Source organism: Streptomyces sirii (genome assembly GCF_045690365.1).
Lineage (GTDB): Bacteria > Actinomycetota > Actinomycetes > Streptomycetales > Streptomycetaceae > Streptomyces > Streptomyces sirii.
This window is the reverse complement of the sequence record NZ_CP147982.1, coordinates 2,523,667-2,541,099: the sequence shown is the minus strand read 5'-3', so window position 1 is coordinate 2,541,099 and position 17,433 is coordinate 2,523,667. Positions and strand designations below refer to the sequence as shown.

The following is a 17,433-nucleotide window of genomic DNA, read 5'->3' as shown; positions in this document are numbered from 1 at the left end:
GGTGCGGCGGCACCCCTCCGCTTCGTTGTGCACGGGCGTGAACCAGAAGAATCATGAGGGTAGGAGAAGCGCCCGCGAGCGGCTTCAGGCACAGCGGGCGAAGGAGCAGGCGCGCGCCCGGCGGAGCCGCCAGGTGATCGTGGCCGGGTCGCTGCTGGCGGCGCTGGCGATGGCCGGCGGCGTCGCCGTGTGGGTCACCGCGGCCGGTAACGGCGAGAGCGGCACCGACAACGAGACGGCCCGTCCGAAGCAGGCCGGCGGGGGTGATCGGCCCGCCGTCCCCGTCGGCGCACCCGACGCCCCCTCCACCCTGACGGTGTGGGAGGACTTCCGGTGCCCCGCCTGCCAGCAGTTCGAGACCGGCTTCCGCAAGGTGACCCATGAGCTGGAGGACTCCGGCCAGCTCAAGAGCGAGTACCACCTCGTGACGATCATCGACGGCAACATGGGCGGCCAGGGCTCCCTCAACGCCGCCAACGCCGCCCTGTGCGCCCAGGACGCCGGGAAGTTCCGCGACTTCCACGACGTGCTCTACTCCCACCAGCCGCCCGAGTCGCAGGACAAGTTCGCCGACAAGCAGTACCTCCTCCGGCTGGCCGGCAAGGTCAAGGGCCTGGCCTCGCCCGCCTTCACCAAGTGCGTCAACGACGGCACGTACAACGGCTTCGTGCGCAAGTCCGACGACGCCTTCGGCAAGTCCGGATACCGGGGCACCCCGACCGTCCTGCTCAACGGCAAGGACCTCGCCAAGGAGCAGAGCGGCCGGGTCACCCCCGCGGTCCTCAAGAAGCTGGTCCGGGCCGCCAACAAGGGCAAGAAGCCGGGGAGCGTCTCCCCGAGCGCGAGCACACCCGCCGCGCCGGGCAGGGGCGCGGCGGCGGGCGCGAGCGCCTCGCCCCACGCGAAGCGGGCCGGGGCGGCGAGCGCCTCGCCGCGGACCGGCGCGGTGCCGTCCCCCTAGGCCCCGCTTCGGTGCGCACGGTCCTGGTGGGTGCACGCGGCCGCCCGGGGCCCGCGGTGTCACGCTGCGCCGAGGGCGTCGTTACGCAGCCGTTGCCGGGCGGGTTGTCGCCGACCCCGCCCGGCGCGGTAGCGTCGACCCTGCCATGGACCTCGCATTCATTCCCAGCCCGTCGGTCGGCGTCGTACACCTCGGCCCGATCCCGTTGCGCGGCTACGCGTTCTGCATCATCATCGGCGTCTTCGTCGGCGTCTGGCTCGGCAACAAGCGCTGGATCCAGCGCGGCGGCCGCTCCGGAACCGTCGCGGACATCGCCGTGTGGGCCGTGCCCTTCGGACTGGTCGGCGGCCGCCTCTACCACGTCATCACGACGTACGAGCCGTACTTCGGCGAGAACGGCCATCCGATCGACGCCCTCAAGGTGTGGGAGGGCGGCCTCGGCATCTGGGGCGCGGTCGCGCTCGGCGCGGTGGGCGCCTGGATCGGCTGCCGCCGCCGCGGTATCCCGCTGCCGGCCTACGCGGACGCGCTGGCGCCCGGTCTGGCCCTCGGCCAGGCGATCGGCCGCTGGGGCAACTGGTTCAACCAGGAGCTGTACGGCAAGCCGACCGACCTGCCGTGGGGGCTGGAGATCAGCTCCGACCCGGCCATCGGGCGCATCGGCGGCACCTACCACCCGACCTTCCTCTACGAGAGCCTGTGGTGCCTCGGCGTCGCGGCGCTGGTGATCTGGGCCGACCGGCGCTTCCGGCTCGGCCACGGACGGGCCTTCGCGCTGTACGTCGCCGCCTACTGCGCGGGCCGCGCCTGGATCGAGTACATGCGGGTCGACGAGGCCCACCACATCCTGGGCCTGCGGCTGAACGTCTGGACCGCGCTGATCGTCCTCGTCCTGGCCGTCGTCTACTTCGTGGTCTCCGCCAAGCGGGTACCGGGCCGCGAAGAGGTCGTCGAGCCCGGGGCGCTGGAGGAGCGCGCACAGCGCGAGGCCGCCGACGGCGGCGCGGACGCGGAGAGCACCGACGGCGACAGCGGCAAGGTCTCCGTCGAGAAGGCGGGGGAGAAGCCCGCCGCGGGGAAGGACTCCGAGGAGCCCGAGGCCGAGGAAGCCGAGAAGGCCGCGAAGACCGAGAAGGCCGCGAAGACCGAGAAGGAAGCGAAGGCCGAGGAGTCCGCCGAGGACGCGCCGGATGCGGCGAAGGACGCGGCGGACACCGCGGACGCCACCGACGCCAAGCCCGCCGGGAGCGGCAGCAACAAGAAGTCCTGAAGGCGGCCCGACTGCCGACAGCGCCGGCCGGATTCGAGCGATCGAGTCCGGCCGGCGTGCTTTTCGTCCCCGTGGCTCAGCGGCCCCGCCGCTCGGCCAGCGACAGCACCCGCCGGGCCCCGGCGACCACCGCCGCGTCCACGAACCGCCCCTCCGGCAGCGCCTGCGCCCCGCCCTGCGCCGCGGCCGCCCGCACGATCCGCTCCGCCGCCTCGACCTCCTGCGACGACGGCAGATGGGCCGCCTCGATGACCGGGAGCTGGCGCGGATGGATCGCGGCCCGGCCCAGGAAACCCAGCGCCCGGCCCCGCGCGCTGGAGCGGGCCAGGCCCTCCAGGTCGCGGACGTCCGGGTAGACCGACTGCGGCGGCGGGGGCAGCCCGGCCGCCCGGGCCGCGACCACGGTCCGGCTGCGCGGCCAGGCCAGCCCCGCATCGTCGCGCACGCCCAGCTCCGCGCCGAGATCGGCCTCACCGACCGCGATCCCGCGCAGCGCCGGGTGCGCGGTGGCGATGGCGAAGGCGTGCTCGATGCCGAGCGCGGATTCGAGCAGGGCGTAGAGCGCCGGGGTGGCGGGCAGCGCACCGGCGTCGGGGGCGGGGGAGGGCGTGAGCACGGTGGTGGCGCTGGGTGGGGCGGCGGTGGCGGACGCGGGGGCGCCGGGCGCCGCACCGCGGCCGCGCCCGGCGGCGCGGCGCCCGGCGAGGGCGACGACGACGGGCGGCCCCGCCGTCGTCGCCCACCCGGCCGCCCGATGGATGTCGGCCGGCCCCTGCACCTTGGGCAGCCGCAGACCGGCCAGGCCCGGCAGCGCGGCGAGGGTGCGGATCTCGGTCTCGGCGAGCGGGCCGTCCAGCGCGTTGACCCGGACGTGGACGGGCGACGGGCCCGGAGCCGGGTCGCTGAGCAGTTCGGCGGTGGCGCGCAGCGCATAGTCCTTGCGGTCCGGGGCGACCGCGTCCTCCAGGTCGACCACCACCACATCCGCCCCGCAGCCGAGCGCCTTGGCGACCACCCCGGGGCGGTCGCCGGGCACATACAGCCAGGTCAGCGGCGTGCCTAGGGAGGTCTCGCCGGGCGCCCGGGTCATAGCGCGCCCGCCGCCCGCAGCCCGGCGATCTCCTCCGGGTCCATACCGAGCCCGGCCAGCACCCGGTCGGTGTCGGCGCCGTGCGGGCGGCCGGCCCACTGGATCGCCCCCGGGGTCTCGGAGAGCCGGAAGAGGACGTTCTGCATCCGCAGCGTGCCCAGCTCCTCGTCCGGGACCTCGGTGATCGTCCCCAGCGCCTGGTACTGCGGATCCGCCAGCACATCGCGGACGTCGTAGATCGGCGCGATGGCCGCCTCGGCCTTCTCGAAGGCGGCCAGGACCTCGGCCCGGTCGTGCCGGGCGATCCAGTCGCCGACCGCCGCGTCGAGCTCGTCGGCGTGCCGGGCCCGTCCCGCGCCGGTGCCGAACCAGGGCTCGTCGATCACCTCGGGCCGGCCGACCAGCCGCATCACCCGCTCGGCGACGGACTCCGCGGAGGTGGAGACGGCCACCCACGAGCCGTCGGCGGTGCGGTAGGTGTTGCGCGGCGCGACGTTGGCGGAGCGGTTGCCCATCCGCTGCTGGAGGTGGCCCAGCTGGTCGTACCAGAGGGGCTGCGGGCCGAGGACGGTCAGCATCGGCTCGATCAGCGCCAGGTCGACGACCTGGCCGCGGCCGGTGGTGTCCCGTCCGCGCAGCGCGGTCAGCACGGCGTACGACGTGGTCAGCGCGGCGATCGCATCGGCCAGGCCGAACGGCGGCAGGGTCGGCGGGCCGTCCGGCTCCCCGGTGATCGCGGCGAATCCGCTCATCGCCTCGGCGAGGGTGCCGAACCCGGGACGCCGGGCGTACGGGCCGAACTGCCCGAAGCCGGTGACCCGGGCCAGCACCAGGCGGGGGTTGACGGCCGACAGCTCCTCCCAGCCCAGGCCCCACTTCTCCAGGGTCCCGGGCCGGAAGTTCTCGACGACGACGTCCGCGTCGGCGGCGAGCCGCAGCAGGACGTCCCGGCCGCCGGGGTGGGACAGATCGAGCGTCATGGTGCGCTTGTTGCGGCCCAGCAGCTTCCACCACAGCCCGATGCCGTCCTTGGCGGGCCCGTGGCCGCGCGAGGGGTCGGGCCGCCGAGGGTGCTCGACCTTGATCACCTCGGCGCCGAAGTCCCCGAGCAGGGTGGCGGCGAGCGGCCCGGCGAACAGCGTGGCGAGATCGAGCACCCGCAGCCCGGCGAGCGGGCCGGGGCGGGGCCCGGGCTCCGGCGCCGCCGGGCCGCCGGCGGGCTCGGTCATCCCGGTCAGGGACGGGTCGGTCATGATGCGTCAGGCCTCCGGTCGGTCGGGGTGGGTACGACGAGCGCGGCGGTGCGCGCGGCGAGGGCGTCGAAGCCGACGCCGTCCAGCGCCGCGACGCTGGTGGCGAGCCGGTTGCGCAGCGGCCGCGTCCAGCGCTCCGGCAGGGCGGCGGGCGAACCGGCGAGCAGCCCGGCCAGCGAACCGGCCGTCGCGCCGTTGGAGTCGGTGTCCCAACCGCCGGACACCGCACGGCAGATGGAGCCGGTGAAGTCGCCGTCGGCATGGGTGAGCGCGGCGGCCAGCAGCGCGGCGTTCGGCACGGCGTGCACCCAGTGGTGGCGGCCGTACGCGGCGTGCAGCCGGTCGACGACGGCGCCGAAGCCCTCCGGGGTGCCGGTCGGCTCGTCGCGTGCCGCCGCGACGGCGAAGCGGACGGCCCGCGCGAGCCGGGAGCGCGGGGGGATCACGGCGAGCCCGGCCCGCAGCGCGCCGTGCACGTCGGCGGTGCCGCCGGCCGCCTCGGCGAGCGCGCCGGCCGCGAACATCGCGCCGTACACCCCGTTCGCGGTGTGGCTGAGCGCGGCGTCCCGCCAGGCCTGGGCCGCGGCGGCCGCCGGGTCGCCGGGGTGCGTCCAGCCGTGCACGTCCGCGCGGATCAGCGCACCGATCCACTCCCGGAAGGGGTTGCGGTGCCGCGCGGTGAACGGCGGCTCGACGCCGTCCAGCAGGTTGCGGTAGGCGACCCGCTCGGCGGTGAACGTCCGCCCGGCCGGCAGCTCGTCCAGCCACAGCCGCGCCACGTCGCCGGTACGGAAGCCGGGGCCGTGGCGTTCGAGGAGCAGCAGGCCCAGCAGCGGGAAGTTGAGGTCGTCGTCCTCGGGCATACCGTCGATGTGCTCGGCGAGCGAGGTGGCGCGGCTGCGGCGGTTCCAGGGATGCCGCGCGGCCACCGCCGGATCGAGGCCGATCCCGGTGAAGTACGAGGCCAGCGGCCAGTTCCCGGTCGAGCGGGCGAGCCCGCGGATGCCGCTCAACGGCAGCTTCTCCACCGGCTTGCCCAGCAGGCAGCCGGCCGCCCGCCCGAGCCAGGCGGCCTCCAGGCGGGCGGTGGGCACGGTCCCGCCCCGCCGTGTCGCCGCGGCCGCCGGACGAGGCGGGCACGCCGCCTGGATCTCGGCCAGCTCCGTGGGCTCATCGGCCGCCGACGGGCAGGGCAGCGCGGCCAGTTCGTCGAGCAGCTCCCGGGCCAGGGCGCGCAGCGCCGGGTCGCCCGGCCCCGGGGAGGCGCCCGCCCGGCCCGGTGCCGGCGCCCCGCCCGCCGCCCGCCACCGGCGCGCGACGGCGGCGGCGTTCCGGCCGTCCTCCGCCGCCTGCCGCAGCTCGTGCCCGAGCAGGTCCTCGGGCTGCACCCAGGTCACCCGCAGCGGCTCCCCGGGAGCGGGGCGCGCCGCGCGGGCGGTGGCCACCGGCGTGGCCGTCACCGTCCGCCCGCCTCCGTCATCGCCGGGATGGCCGAGATCGCGGTGAAGGCCTGCTCGTGGGTGCGGGCGCGGGCCCGGTCGCGGGTGAAGACCTCGCGGGCGACGGTGGCCAGTGCGGCACCCGGCGCCTGGAGGTCCAGCCGACTGGCGCGGGCGACCTCGGCGGCCCACTCGGCCGGTACCGCCGAGGCGCCGTGCAGGGCGCCGGCCAGCGCGCCGCTCATCGTGGCGATCGAGTCGCAGTCGCGCCCGTAGTTGACCGAACCGAGGACGGCGGTCCGGAAGTCGCCGCCGCCGATCAGCAACATGCCCAGGGCGATGGGGAGTTCCTCGACGGCGTGCAGCCGGGAGGGGCGGCGGGCGCCGAGCGAGGGGTTGCGGTAGTCCGGGCCGACGGTGTCGAAGGGGGCGACCGCGGCGCGCAGCGCGCCCGCCGCAGAGGCGCGGTCGGTGACCGACGCCGCGGCCTCGCAGACCGCTTCGATGGCGGCGCGGGTGCCGTCCTTGGCGAGCCGCAGCGCCTGGACGACGACCGAGGAGGCGGTGGCCCCGGGGGCGAACGCGGCGGCGACGGCCGCGGCGAACACCCCGGCCGCCTCCCGCCCGTAAGAGGACTGATGGGTACCGGAGATGTCCAGCGCCTCGGCGTAGGCCCGGTCCGGATTACCGGCGTTGACGACGCCGACCGGCGCCATGTACATCGCCGCACCGCAGTTGACGATGTTGCCGACGCCCGCCTCGCGTGGATCGGCGTGCCCGTAGTGCAGCCGCGCCACGATCCACTTCTCGGCGAGGAAGATCCGCTGCAGCGGCAGTGCCTCGGTCTCCAGCTCCGGGATCCAGCGCGGGGTGCCGATCAGGTCCGGGACGAGGTGGTCGGCGATGTCGTAGGCGTCGAGGTGGTCGCGCACCGACTCGTAGACCCGCACCAGCGCATGGGTCATCAGGGTGTCGTCGGTGACGTGCCCGTTGCCCTTGTGGTACGGGGCGATCGGGCGGGCGGTGCGCCAGTCGTCGTGGAACGGGCCGACGATGCCCTCGACCGGTCCGCCGTGCCGTTTGACGATCTCCTCCGGCGTCCGGCCCTCCACCGCCCCGCCGAGCGCGTCGCCGACCGCGGCGCCGATCAGGCACCCGGCGGCCCGGTCCTCCAAGGACGGCGGTGCCGTGACGGCCGGTGCGCCGGGTGCGGCCGGCAGGACCTGGGTGACCTGGGTAGCGGGGACGCCCGGCGCGCTCGGCGTCGTCTCGCTGGTGTACGTCATCTGCGGATGAGTCCTTCCACGGTGGGGGTGAGGGGCGGGGGCGAAGCGGCCTCCGCCTCGGCTTGCGGGGCGGCGGGGGAGACGGCCTCCGGCGCGGCGCGGGCGGCGGCTTCCGGGGCGGCCGGCGCCGTGGCGGCGAGCCGCCCGGCCAGCTCGACCAGGTCCGTGCCGGCCAGCCGCGGCAGCGCGCAGCCGGACAGCACCCGGCAGGCGTCGCGCCAGGTGCGCGGCAGCGCCCGGGCGCCGCCCAGGGCACCGGTCAGCGCGCCGGCGAGGGCGGGCGCGGAGTCGGCGACCCGGGAGAGGCAGGCGGCGGCCGGGACCGCCTCGGCGACCAGCCCGTCCGTCGCCAGGGCGAGCGCCAGCGCGACCGGGACGGTCTCGGCGGCGGCGATGCCGTAGCTGTAGACGTGGTCGACGATCTCGTGCTCCAACACCGGGACCAGTGCGAAGGCGGTGCCCGGCCGGCCGGGCCGGTCGGCGGCGAAGGCCCGCGCGAGGTGGATCGCGTGCAGCGCGTTGCGGCGGATCTCGGTGCCCTCGGGGAGCTGGCCGAGCGCGGTCTCCACACAGTCGCCGGCCGGGGCCCCGCCGATCGCGGCGGCGATCGCGGCGGCCATCGCGCGGGCGCCGTGCACCCCGTCGCCGTCCTGGGTGTAGCGCGCGTCGTACTCGGCGAGGTCGGCCGCAGCGGCGGGCTCACCGGGGTGCACCACGGCCAGCACGGCGGCCCGCACGCATGCGGCGTCGTCGAAGAAGTGCGGATTGTCGTGCCCGGTGGCGGGCGGCCGCAGCCCGGCGGCGAGGTTGCCGAGCCCGGCCCGTACGGAGATCCGGGCGCGCAGCGGAAGTACGGCGGACTCCACCTCGGGCGCCCGGTCGGCGGCCGCGGCGACCTCGTTGGCCAGCGCGTTCCAGGCGAGGTCGAGGGCCGCGCGCATCCGGCGGTCCCGACCCAGGCCGCTCAGCAGCGCACCGGCCGCGGTGAGCACCGACTCGGCGGCGAAGGCCGCCCACTCGGCGTCGTCGGAGGGGCCCAGCCGCAGCGGCTCCGGCGGCTGGTTGAGGGCGATCGGCACCGGCAGCGTGGTGGTGGCGTTCTGCTCGGCGAAGGTGTCCAGCTCCCGGGTCAGCCGCCGGGTCCACTCCGGCATCCGCGCCGCCCGGTGCCGGGCCGCCGGCCACCCGGCGGCGTCGCCCGCGGCGAGCCCCAGCAGCAGGCCCTCGATACGGCTGCCGGCACCGGGGCCGGCCACGGCGGCGCTGTCCCCGTTCATCCGGCGACCGCCTCGACCGGGGAGCCCGCCCCGGGTTCCGCCGCGACCTCGGCGTCCGCCCCGGCCGGCGCCAGCAGGTCGGCGACGTCCAGGACGTGGTAGCCGGCCATCGAGGGCAGGCAGCTGCCGCGCGCCGGGCCGATGGCGTCGGCCCACGCCGCGGGGATCGCCGCGGCCCCGCACAGCGCACCCGCCAGCGCACCGGCCACCGCCGCCGTGGTGTCGGCGTCCCGGCCCATGTTCACCGCGGTCAGTACGGAGTCGGCGAAGTCGCCGCGGGCCGCCGCGAAGGCGCCGAAGGCCAGCCCCACGGCCTCGGGCGCGAGGTCCGTCCAGGGGTAGCCGCCGATCACGACGGCGGAGCGCACCGCGCGCTCGGTCCCGAGCCGGGTGATGCCCGGGTCGTGCCGGCAGCGCTGGGCGGCGCCGACCGCGCGGCGCAGCGAGCGGGCGGTCCAGGAGTCCTCCGGCACCACCGACAGCGCGGCGGCGATCACCACGTCGGTGATGGGGGTCCTCCCTGGCCCTCCGGACCCCGTCGAAGGGCCTTGGGGGAGGTCGACCATGGCGGCGGCGACCCCGGCGGCCACCGCCCGGCCGCCGTAGATCCCCTCGCCGTCATGGCTGACCGTGCCGTCGATGGCGACCAGCCGGGCCGCCTCGGCGGGCCGGCCGGCGGCGAACACCCCGAACGGCGCGGCGCGCATCGCCAGCCCGTCGCTCCAGGCGTGCCGGTGCTGCGCGGAGATCGGCGCGGCCAGACCGCGGCGCAGGTTCTCCAGCGTGCCGCGTTCGCTGAAGCCCGCGCCGCGGAACGGCCCCTCGTCGCGGTCGGCGATCCACTGGTGCCAGGCGGCCTCGACATGGGCGACGGTCAGCGCCGAACCGTGCGCCGCCAGCAGCAGCCCCGAGAAGATGGCGTACTCGGTGTCGTCGGTGCCGGCCGGGTCGTCCTCGACGTAGCCCTCGATCCGGCCCCAGCGGCGCCGGATCTGAGAGGGCTTCATGTTCTCCGCGGGGGCGCCGAGCGCGTCGCCGACCGCCAGCCCGAGCAGTGCGCCACGGGCCCGGTCGCGCGGGGAGCCGGGCACGGCGGGGGATGCCGGCTCCGGGGGCGTGGGGTGCTCGCTCATGCCGAAACCTCGCTTCGCTCGGCCCCGCATTCGCGCGGGCGCGCACCTCTCCATGGTTCGCTCGCTGCGCTCGCTCATGCCGAAACCTCGCTTCGCTCGGCCCCGCATTCGCGCGGCGCGCACCTCTCCATGGTTCGCTCGCTGCGCTCGCTCATGCCGAAACCTCGCTTCGCTCGGCCCCGCATTCGCGCGGCGCGCACCTCTCCATGGTTCGCTCGCTGCGCTCGCTCACGCCGTATCCGTGCCACGCGGCGGGCCGCCTCTCCTGCCACCGGCGCCACGGTCACCCGGTCGACGCCCCCGGATGCCGCCGCGGGACGGGCCCCCGCGAAGCCTGTGATCGGGATCTCAGCGCCCATCTCGCGGAAAAGCCGCAGGTCAGCGCGGTAAGTTCGGCCTTCCTTGCTAGCGCGGAAGGGCAATCCGCGCATAGCTTCGAGGTGTTGAAGGGGGAAGCGCCGCCATCGGCCCACACCTCGCTGAAGGGAGTAGGTCCCGATATGTCCGTCATGGAGATCATGGATGCCGCGGCACCGACGCATGCGGCCCACCGCGACAACCACACCCACCGCGATGTGAACGGCGGCTGGCTGCGCCCCGCCGTCTTCGGCGCGATGGACGGCCTGGTCTCGAACCTCGCCCTGATGACGGGTGTCGCCGGAGGCGCGCTGTCGCAGCAGACGATCATCATCACCGGACTGGCGGGCCTGGCCGCCGGAGCCTTCTCCATGGCCGCGGGCGAGTACACCTCGGTCGCCTCGCAGCGCGAGCTGGTGCAGGCCGAGCTGGACGTCGAGCGGGCCGAGCTGCGCAAGCACCCCAAGGACGAGCTGGCGGAGCTGGCGGCGCTGTACGAGTCGCGCGGCGTCGAGCCGGAGCTGGCCCGCGAGGTCGCCGAGCAGCTCTCCCGGGACCCCGAGCAGGCCCTGGAGATCCACGCCCGGGAGGAGTTGGGCATCGATCCGTCCGACCTTCCTTCGCCCACCGTCGCCGCCCTGTCGTCCTTCGGATCGTTTGCGCTGGGCGCCCTTCTGCCTGTCCTTCCTTATCTGTTGGGGGCCTCCGCCATCTGGCCGGCGGTGCTGCTGGCGCTGGTCGGACTCTTCGCCTGCGGCGCCGTCGTGGCGCGGGTGACGGCGCGTTCCTGGTGGTTCAGCGGGCTGCGGCAACTCACCCTCGGCGGCGCGGCCGCGGGTGTGACGTACGTCCTGGGAGTGGCGTTCGGAACCGTCGTAAGCTGACGTGTGAGTGATGTGTCATACGGGTGACGGCATAATTACTCTGTTACCCAACGGTTTCGGTTTGTCGACGACCGGGCATAAGGCCCTGGCGTCGCGGGCAATGTCGCTCGCCGAACGCCGCCTTGTGAGACGGCTCCGATTCCGTCCGCGTCCTGAGATCACCGCGCTGCGGTGTCCGCATGTTGGAAGCCCCTTTTCGCTTTTCGAGAAGGGAGTCATCCTGTAACCTGCACGAAATTTCGCGGAGGGCCAACGTCGTCCCTCGGCAATGCCTATGCCACGACGACGTATGGGAGAGCCGATGCGCTTCGCGTCCACGCACTCCGCGACCCCCGGCAGCACCACCGGTGCCGCCTGGTCGCCCATGGACGGGCGCCCCGCCCAGCAGGGGATGTACGACCCGCGCAACGAGCACGACGCCTGCGGCGTCGGCTTTGTGGCCACCCTCACCGGCGAGGCCAGCCACGCACTGGTCGAGCAGGCGCTCACCGTCCTGACGAACCTGGAGCACCGCGGTGCCACCGGCTCGGAGCCCGACTCGGGCGACGGCGCCGGCATCCTGCTCCAGGTCCCGGACGCGTTCCTCCGCGAGAACGTCACCTTCGAGCTCCCCGAGGCCGGCTCCTACGCCGTCGGTATCGCCTTCCTGCCGTCCGACGCCCAGGAAGCGGCCGCGGCCGTCTCGCACATCGAGACGATCGCCGTCGAGGAGGGCCTGGACGTCATCGGCTGGCGGGTCGTCCCCGTCGCCCCGCAGCTGCTCGGCAACGGCGCCCGCGCCACCATGCCGGCCTTCTCCCAGCTCTTCGTGGCGGACGGCGAGAACACCGGCCTGGCCCTGGACCGCAAGGCCTTCGCGCTGCGCAAGCGCGCCGAGCGCGAGGCAGGGGTCTACTTCCCCTCGCTGTCCGCCCGGACCATCGTCTACAAGGGCATGCTGACCACCGGCCAGCTGGAGCCCTTCTTCCCGGACCTGTCCGACCGCCGCTTCGCCACGGCCATCGCCCTGGTCCACTCGCGGTTCTCCACCAACACCTTCCCGAGCTGGCCGCTGGCCCACCCCTACCGCTTCGTCGCGCACAACGGCGAGATCAACACGGTCAAGGGCAACCGCAACTGGATGCGCGCCCGCGAGTCCCAGCTCGCCTCGAAGCTCTTCGGCAGCGAGGAAGACCTCGCGCGGATCTTCCCGGTCTGCACCCCGGACGCCTCCGACTCCGCCTCCTTCGACGAGGTCCTGGAGCTGCTCCACCTCGGCGGCCGTTCCCTGCCGCACTCCGTGCTGATGATGGTCCCGGAGGCGTGGGAGAACTCCACCTCCATGGACCCGGCCCGGCGCGCCTTCTACCAGTACCACTCCACGATGATGGAGCCCTGGGACGGCCCGGCCTGCGTCACCTTCACCGACGGCGTCCAGGTCGGCGCGGTCCTCGACCGCAACGGCCTGCGCCCCGGTCGCTACTGGGTCACCGACGACGGCCTGGTCGTGCTCTCCTCCGAGGTCGGCGTCCTGGACATCGACCCGTCCAAGGTCGTCCGCAAGGGCCGCCTGCAGCCCGGCCGGATGTTCCTCGTCGACACCGCCGAGCACCGCATCATCGAGGACGACGAGATCAAGGCGCAGCTCGCCGCCGAGCATCCCTACCAGGACTGGCTGGAGTCCGGCCTGATCGAGCTGGCCGACCTGCCCGAGCGTGAGCACATCGTGCACACCCACGCCTCGGTCACCCGCCGCCAGCAGACCTTCGGCTACACCGAGGAGGAGCTGCGGGTCATCCTCGCCCCGATGGCCAAGGCCGGCGCCGAGCCCATCGGCTCGATGGGCACCGACTCGCCGATCGCCGCGCTCTCCGAGCGCCCCCGGCTGCTCTTCGACTACTTCACCCAGCTCTTCGCGCAGGTCACCAACCCGCCGCTGGACGCCATCCGCGAGGAACTGGTCACCTCGCTGATCTCCTCGCTCGGCCCGCAGGGCAACCTCCTGGAGCCCACCGAGGCCTCCTGCCGCAGCGTGACCCTGCCCTTCCCGGTCATCGACAACGACGAGCTGGCCAAGCTCGTCCACATCAACGCCGACGGCGACATGCCCGGCATGAAGGCCGTGACCCTCTCCGGCCTCTACCGGGTCTCCGGCGGCGGCGAGTCGCTGGCCGCGCGGATCGAGGAGATCTGCGCCGAGGCGGACGCGGCCATCGACGACGGCGCCCGGCTGATCGTGCTCTCCGACCGTCACTCCGACGCCGAGCACGCCCCGATCCCGTCGCTGCTGCTGACCGCCGCGGTCCACCACCACCTCATCGCCACCAAGGAGCGCACCCAGGTCGGGCTGCTCGTCGAGGCCGGCGATGTGCGCGAGGTGCACCACGTCGCGCTGCTCATCGGCTTCGGCGCGGCCGCGGTCAACCCGTACCTGGCGATGGAGTCCGTCGAGGACCTGGTCCGCGCCGGCACCTTCCTGCCGGGCATCGAGCCCGAGACCGCCATCAAGAACCTCATCAAGGCGCTCGGCAAGGGCGTTTTGAAGGTCATGTCCAAGATGGGCATCTCCACCGTCGCCTCCTACCGGGGCGCGCAGGTCTTCGAGGCCGTCGGCCTGGACGAGGCGTTCGTCGCGAAGTACTTCCAGGGCACCGCCACCAAGATCGGCGGCGCGGATCTGGACGTCATCGCCAAGGAGGTCGCAGCCAGGCACGTCAAGGCGTACCCGGTCTCCGGCATCGCCGCCACGCACCGCGCGCTGGAGATCGGCGGCGAGTACCAGTGGCGCCGCGAGGGCGAGCCGCACCTCTTCGACCCGGACACCGTCTTCCGGCTCCAGCACTCCACCCGCTCGCGCCGCTACGACATCTTCAAGCAGTACACCGACCGGGTGAACCAGCAGTCCGAGCGGCTGATGACGCTGCGCGGCCTGTTCGGCTTCAAGTCGGACCGCCCGTCGATCCCCCTCGACGAGGTCGAGTCGGCGTCCGAGATCGTCAAGCGCTTCTCCACCGGCGCCATGTCGTACGGCTCCATCTCCCAGGAGGCGCACGAGACCCTCGCCATCGCCATGAACCAGTTGGGCGGCAAGTCCAACACCGGTGAGGGCGGCGAGGACCCCGAGCGCCTCTACGACCCGGCGCGCCGCTCGTCCATCAAGCAGGTCGCCTCCGGCCGCTTCGGTGTGACCAGCGAGTACCTGGTCAACTCCGACGACATCCAGATCAAGATGGCGCAGGGTGCCAAGCCAGGCGAGGGCGGCCAGCTGCCCGGCCACAAGGTCTACCCCTGGGTCGCCAAGACCCGGCACTCCACCCCCGGCGTGGGCCTGATCTCCCCGCCGCCGCACCACGACATCTACTCCATCGAGGACCTGGCTCAGCTGATCCACGACCTCAAGAACGCCAACCCGGTCGCCCGCATCCACGTGAAGCTGGTCTCCGAGGTCGGCGTCGGAACGGTCGCCGCGGGTGTCTCCAAGGCGCACGCGGACGTGGTCCTGATCTCCGGCCACGACGGCGGCACGGGCGCCTCCCCGCTCACCTCGCTCAAGCACGCGGGCGGCCCCTGGGAGCTGGGCCTGGCCGAGACCCAGCAGACCCTGCTGCTCAACGGCCTGCGCGACCGCATCGTCGTGCAGACCGACGGCCAGCTCAAGACCGGCCGCGACGTCGTCATCGCCGCCCTGCTGGGCGCCGAGGAGTACGGCTTCGCGACCGCCCCGCTGGTCGTCTCCGGCTGCGTCATGATGCGCGTCTGCCACCTGGACACCTGCCCGGTCGGCATCGCCACCCAGAACCCGACGCTGCGCGAGCGGTTCAGCGGCAAGGCCGAGTACGTCGTCAACTTCTTCGAGTTCATCGCCGAAGAGGTCCGCGAGCTCCTCGCCGAGCTGGGCTTCAGGACCCTCGAAGAGGCCGTCGGCCACGCCGAGCTGCTGGACACCGCCAAGGCCGTGGACCACTGGAAGGCGCAGGGCCTGGACCTGGCCCCGCTGCTGCACGTCCCCGAACTGCCCGAAGGCGCGGTCCGCCACCAGGTCACCGTCCAGGACCACGGTCTGGAGAAGGCGCTCGACAACGAGCTGATCAAGCTCGCCGCCGACGCCCTCGCCGCCGACACCGCCGAGGCCGCGCAGCCCGTGCGCGCCCAGGTCGCCGTCCGCAACATCAACCGCACGGTCGGCACCATGCTCGGCCACGAGGTGACCAAGAAGTTCGGTGGCGCGGGTCTGCCCGACGACACCATCGACATCACCTTCACCGGCTCGGCCGGCCAGTCCTTCGGCGCGTTCCTGCCGCGCGGCATCACGCTGCGCCTGGAGGGCGACGCCAACGACTACGTCGGCAAGGGCCTCTCCGGCGGCCGCGTCGTCGTCCGCCCGGACCGCGGTGCCGACCACCTCGCGGAGTACTCCACCATCGCGGGCAACACCCTCGCCTACGGCGCCACCGGCGGCGAGCTGTTCCTGCGGGGCCGGGTCGGCGAGCGCTTCTGCGTCCGCAACTCCGGTGCCACGGTGGTCTCCGAGGGCGTCGGCGACCACGGCTGCGAGTACATGACCGGCGGCAACGCGGTCGTGCTCGGCGAGACGGGCCGCAACTTCGCGGCCGGTATGTCCGGCGGCTTCGCCTACGTCATCGACCTGGACCCGGCCAACGTCAACAAGGAGCTGGCCTCCGCGGTCCACGCGCTGGACGACGCCGACAAGCAATGGCTGCACGACGTGGTGCGCCGCCACCAGGAGGAGACCGGCTCGACCGTCGCCGAGAAGCTCCTCGCCGACTGGGATGCGGCCGCTGCCCGCTTCAGCAAGGTCATCCCGCCCACGTACAAGGCAGTGCTCGACGCCAAGGACGCCGCTGAGCAGGCCGGACTCTCCGAGTCCGAGACCCACGAGAAGATGATGGAGGCGGCGACCAATGGCTGACCCCAAGGGCTTCCTGACCCACCAGCGCGAGATCGCCAAGACCCGCCCCGTCGAGGAGCGCGTCAAGGACTGGAACGAGGTCTACCAGCCGGGCTCGCTGCTGCCGATCATCAGCAAGCAGGCCTCGCGCTGCATGGACTGCGGCATCCCCTTCTGCCACAACGGCTGCCCGCTCGGAAACCTCATCCCCGAGTGGAACGACTACGCCTACCGCGAGGACTGGACCGAGGCCAGCGAGCGGCTGCACGCGACCAACAACTTCCCGGAGTTCACCGGTCGCCTCTGCCCCGCCCCCTGTGAGGCCGCCTGCGTGCTGGGCATCAACCAGCCGCCGGTGACCATCAAGAACGTCGAGGTCTCCATCATCGACAAGGCGTGGGACAGCGGCGACGTCACCCCGCAGCCGCCCGAGCGCCTCTCCGGCAAGACCGTGGCCGTCATCGGCTCCGGCCCGGCCGGTCTGGCCGCCGCCCAGCAGCTGACCCGGGCCGGCCACACCGTGGCGGTGTACGAGCGGGCGGACCGCATCGGCGGTCTCCTGCGCTACGGCATCCCCGAGTTCAAGATGGAGAAGCGCCACATCAACCGCCGCATCGAGCAGATGCGCGCGGAGGGCACCAAGTTCCGTACGGAGGTGGAGATCGGCCGCGACATCGACGCGAAGAAGCTGCGCAAGCGCTACGACGCCGTCGTCATCGCCGCCGGCGCCACCACCTCCCGCGATCTGCCGGCGCCCGGCCGCGACCTCAAGGGCATCCACTTCGCGATGGAGTACCTCCCGCTCGCCAACAAGGTGCAGGAGGGCGATCTGACCGTCGCCCCGATCACCGCCGAGGGCAAGCACGTCGTGGTCATCGGCGGCGGCGACACCGGCGCGGACTGCGTCGGCACCGCCCACCGCCAGGGCGCGGCCTCCGTCACCCAGCTGGAGATCATGCCCAAGCCGGGCGAGGAGCGCAGCGCCGGCCAGCCCTGGCCGACCTTCCCGATGCTCTACAAGGTCACCTCCGCGCACGAGGAGGGCGGCGAGCGGGTCTACTCCGTCTCCACCACCCACTTCGAGGGCGACGAGGACGGCAACGTCCAGTTCCTGCACCTGATCGAGGTGGAGTTCAAGGACGGCAAGCTGGAGCAGAAGCCGGGCACCGAGCGGAAGATCCCGGCCCAGCTGGTCACCCTCGCGATGGGCTTCACCGGCACCGACCAGGAGAACGGCCTGGTCGAGCAGTTCGGCCTGGAGCTCGACCAGCGCGGCAACGTCGCCCGTGACGGTGACTTCGCCACCAACGTCCCCGGCGTGTTCGTCGCCGGCGACGCCGGCCGCGGCCAGTCGCTGATCGTGTGGGCCATCGCCGAGGGCCGCTCCGCCGCCCGCGGTGTGGACCGCTTCCTCACCGGAGCCAGCGCCCTGCCGGCTCCCATCAAGCCGACGGACCGCGCACTGACCGTGTGACCGGCAGTGTGAGCGACCGTCTCTGAGTGTCCCGTACAACGTCGTACGGAGGCATGGGGACCGGGGACACCCCGATCCCGACCGCGGCGCCTGTCTCCTTCCCCGACCGGAGGGCAGGCGC

At 73.8% G+C, this 17,433-nt stretch carries 11 protein-coding genes; 5 read left to right on the top strand and 6 right to left on the bottom strand.

The features are described 5' to 3' along the window. Positions 1–37: 37 nt before the first annotated feature. Both WAB15_RS11505 and lgt read left to right on the top strand, forming a co-directional pair. Positions 38–961, top strand: a complete 924-nt coding sequence (locus tag WAB15_RS11505) for a thioredoxin domain-containing protein (protein WP_399147607.1) — start codon at positions 38–40, stop codon at positions 959–961. Positions 962–1,106: 145 nt separating this feature from the next. Beyond that, entirely contained in the window at positions 1,107–2,231 is a 1,125-nt protein-coding gene (gene lgt, locus WAB15_RS11500; protein WP_407286154.1) for a prolipoprotein diacylglyceryl transferase, read from the top strand. Between the two features lie 76 nt (positions 2,232–2,307). Here the strand turns inward: lgt and WAB15_RS11495 are convergent, their stop codons facing one another. The 6 genes from WAB15_RS11495 to WAB15_RS11470 are packed head-to-tail and all read right to left on the bottom strand — an operon-like array spanning position 2,308 to position 9,709. Next, positions 2,308–3,321, bottom strand: coding sequence for an HpcH/HpaI aldolase/citrate lyase family protein (locus WAB15_RS11495; protein ID WP_407286153.1), 1,014 nt, complete (start codon positions 3,319–3,321; stop codon positions 2,308–2,310). Further along, positions 3,318–4,550 (bottom strand): CaiB/BaiF CoA transferase family protein, encoded by a 1,233-nt coding sequence (locus WAB15_RS11490; RefSeq protein WP_399147719.1) that lies wholly within the window; start codon positions 4,548–4,550, stop codon positions 3,318–3,320. The genes WAB15_RS11495 and WAB15_RS11490 overlap by 4 nt, the downstream gene beginning before the upstream one ends. 20 nt (positions 4,551–4,570) lie before the next feature. Then, a complete protein-coding gene (locus WAB15_RS11485) occupies positions 4,571–6,034 on the bottom strand; it encodes an ADP-ribosylglycohydrolase family protein (protein ID WP_407286152.1) in 1,464 nt (487 codons plus the stop codon). Then, positions 6,031–7,299 carry an ADP-ribosylglycohydrolase family protein gene (locus WAB15_RS11480; protein WP_399147611.1) on the bottom strand — a complete coding sequence of 423 codons (1,269 nt, stop codon included), beginning with the start codon at positions 7,297–7,299 and terminating at the stop codon, positions 6,031–6,033. Before WAB15_RS11480 ends, WAB15_RS11485 begins: the two co-directional genes overlap by 4 nt. Further along, positions 7,296–8,576, bottom strand: coding sequence for an ADP-ribosylglycohydrolase family protein (locus WAB15_RS11475; protein ID WP_399147612.1), 1,281 nt, complete (start codon positions 8,574–8,576; stop codon positions 7,296–7,298). The genes WAB15_RS11480 and WAB15_RS11475 overlap by 4 nt, the downstream gene beginning before the upstream one ends. Then, the gene (locus WAB15_RS11470) at positions 8,573–9,709 is read right to left on the bottom strand and encodes an ADP-ribosylglycohydrolase family protein (RefSeq protein ID WP_407286151.1); all 1,137 of its coding nucleotides are present in this window, start codon (positions 9,707–9,709) and stop codon (positions 8,573–8,575) included. Before WAB15_RS11470 ends, WAB15_RS11475 begins: the two co-directional genes overlap by 4 nt. A gap of 509 nt (positions 9,710–10,218) precedes the next feature. On the opposite strand from WAB15_RS11470, the gene WAB15_RS11465 reads away from it, so the two are divergent. From WAB15_RS11465 to WAB15_RS11455, 3 genes are all read left to right on the top strand, one after another. Further along, a complete protein-coding gene (locus WAB15_RS11465; RefSeq protein ID WP_399147720.1) occupies positions 10,219–10,950 on the top strand; it encodes a VIT1/CCC1 transporter family protein in 732 nt (243 codons plus the stop codon). A gap of 301 nt (positions 10,951–11,251) precedes the next feature. Further along, a complete protein-coding gene (gene gltB, locus WAB15_RS11460; protein WP_399147614.1) occupies positions 11,252–15,859 on the top strand; it encodes a glutamate synthase large subunit in 4,608 nt (1,535 codons plus the stop codon). Then, positions 15,852–17,312: a glutamate synthase subunit beta gene (locus WAB15_RS11455; protein ID WP_399147615.1), complete on the top strand. Its 1,461-nt coding sequence runs from the start codon at positions 15,852–15,854 to the stop codon at positions 17,310–17,312. The genes gltB and WAB15_RS11455 overlap by 8 nt, the downstream gene beginning before the upstream one ends. The last annotated feature ends 121 nt before the right edge of the window (positions 17,313–17,433 follow it).

What these genes read in the sequence shown, in the direction of transcription:
- lgt (WP_407286154.1), top strand. Translation starts at nt 1,107, where the DNA reads ATGGACCTCGCATTCATTCCCAGCCCGTCGGTCGGCGTCGTACACCTC.
- WAB15_RS11495 (WP_407286153.1), bottom strand. Translation starts at nt 3,321, where the DNA reads ATGACCCGGGCGCCCGGCGAGACCTCCCTAGGCACGCCGCTGACCTGG.
- WAB15_RS11490 (WP_399147719.1), bottom strand. Translation starts at nt 4,550, where the DNA reads ATGACCGAGCCCGCCGGCGGCCCGGCGGCGCCGGAGCCCGGGCCCCGC.
- WAB15_RS11480 (WP_399147611.1), bottom strand. Translation starts at nt 7,299, where the DNA reads ATGACGTACACCAGCGAGACGACGCCGAGCGCGCCGGGCGTCCCCGCT.
- WAB15_RS11475 (WP_399147612.1), bottom strand. Translation starts at nt 8,576, where the DNA reads ATGAACGGGGACAGCGCCGCCGTGGCCGGCCCCGGTGCCGGCAGCCGT.
- WAB15_RS11470 (WP_407286151.1), bottom strand. Translation starts at nt 9,709, where the DNA reads ATGAGCGAGCACCCCACGCCCCCGGAGCCGGCATCCCCCGCCGTGCCC.
- WAB15_RS11465 (WP_399147720.1), top strand. Translation starts at nt 10,219, where the DNA reads ATGGAGATCATGGATGCCGCGGCACCGACGCATGCGGCCCACCGCGAC.
- gltB (WP_399147614.1), top strand. Translation starts at nt 11,252, where the DNA reads ATGCGCTTCGCGTCCACGCACTCCGCGACCCCCGGCAGCACCACCGGT.
- WAB15_RS11455 (WP_399147615.1), top strand. Translation starts at nt 15,852, where the DNA reads ATGGCTGACCCCAAGGGCTTCCTGACCCACCAGCGCGAGATCGCCAAG.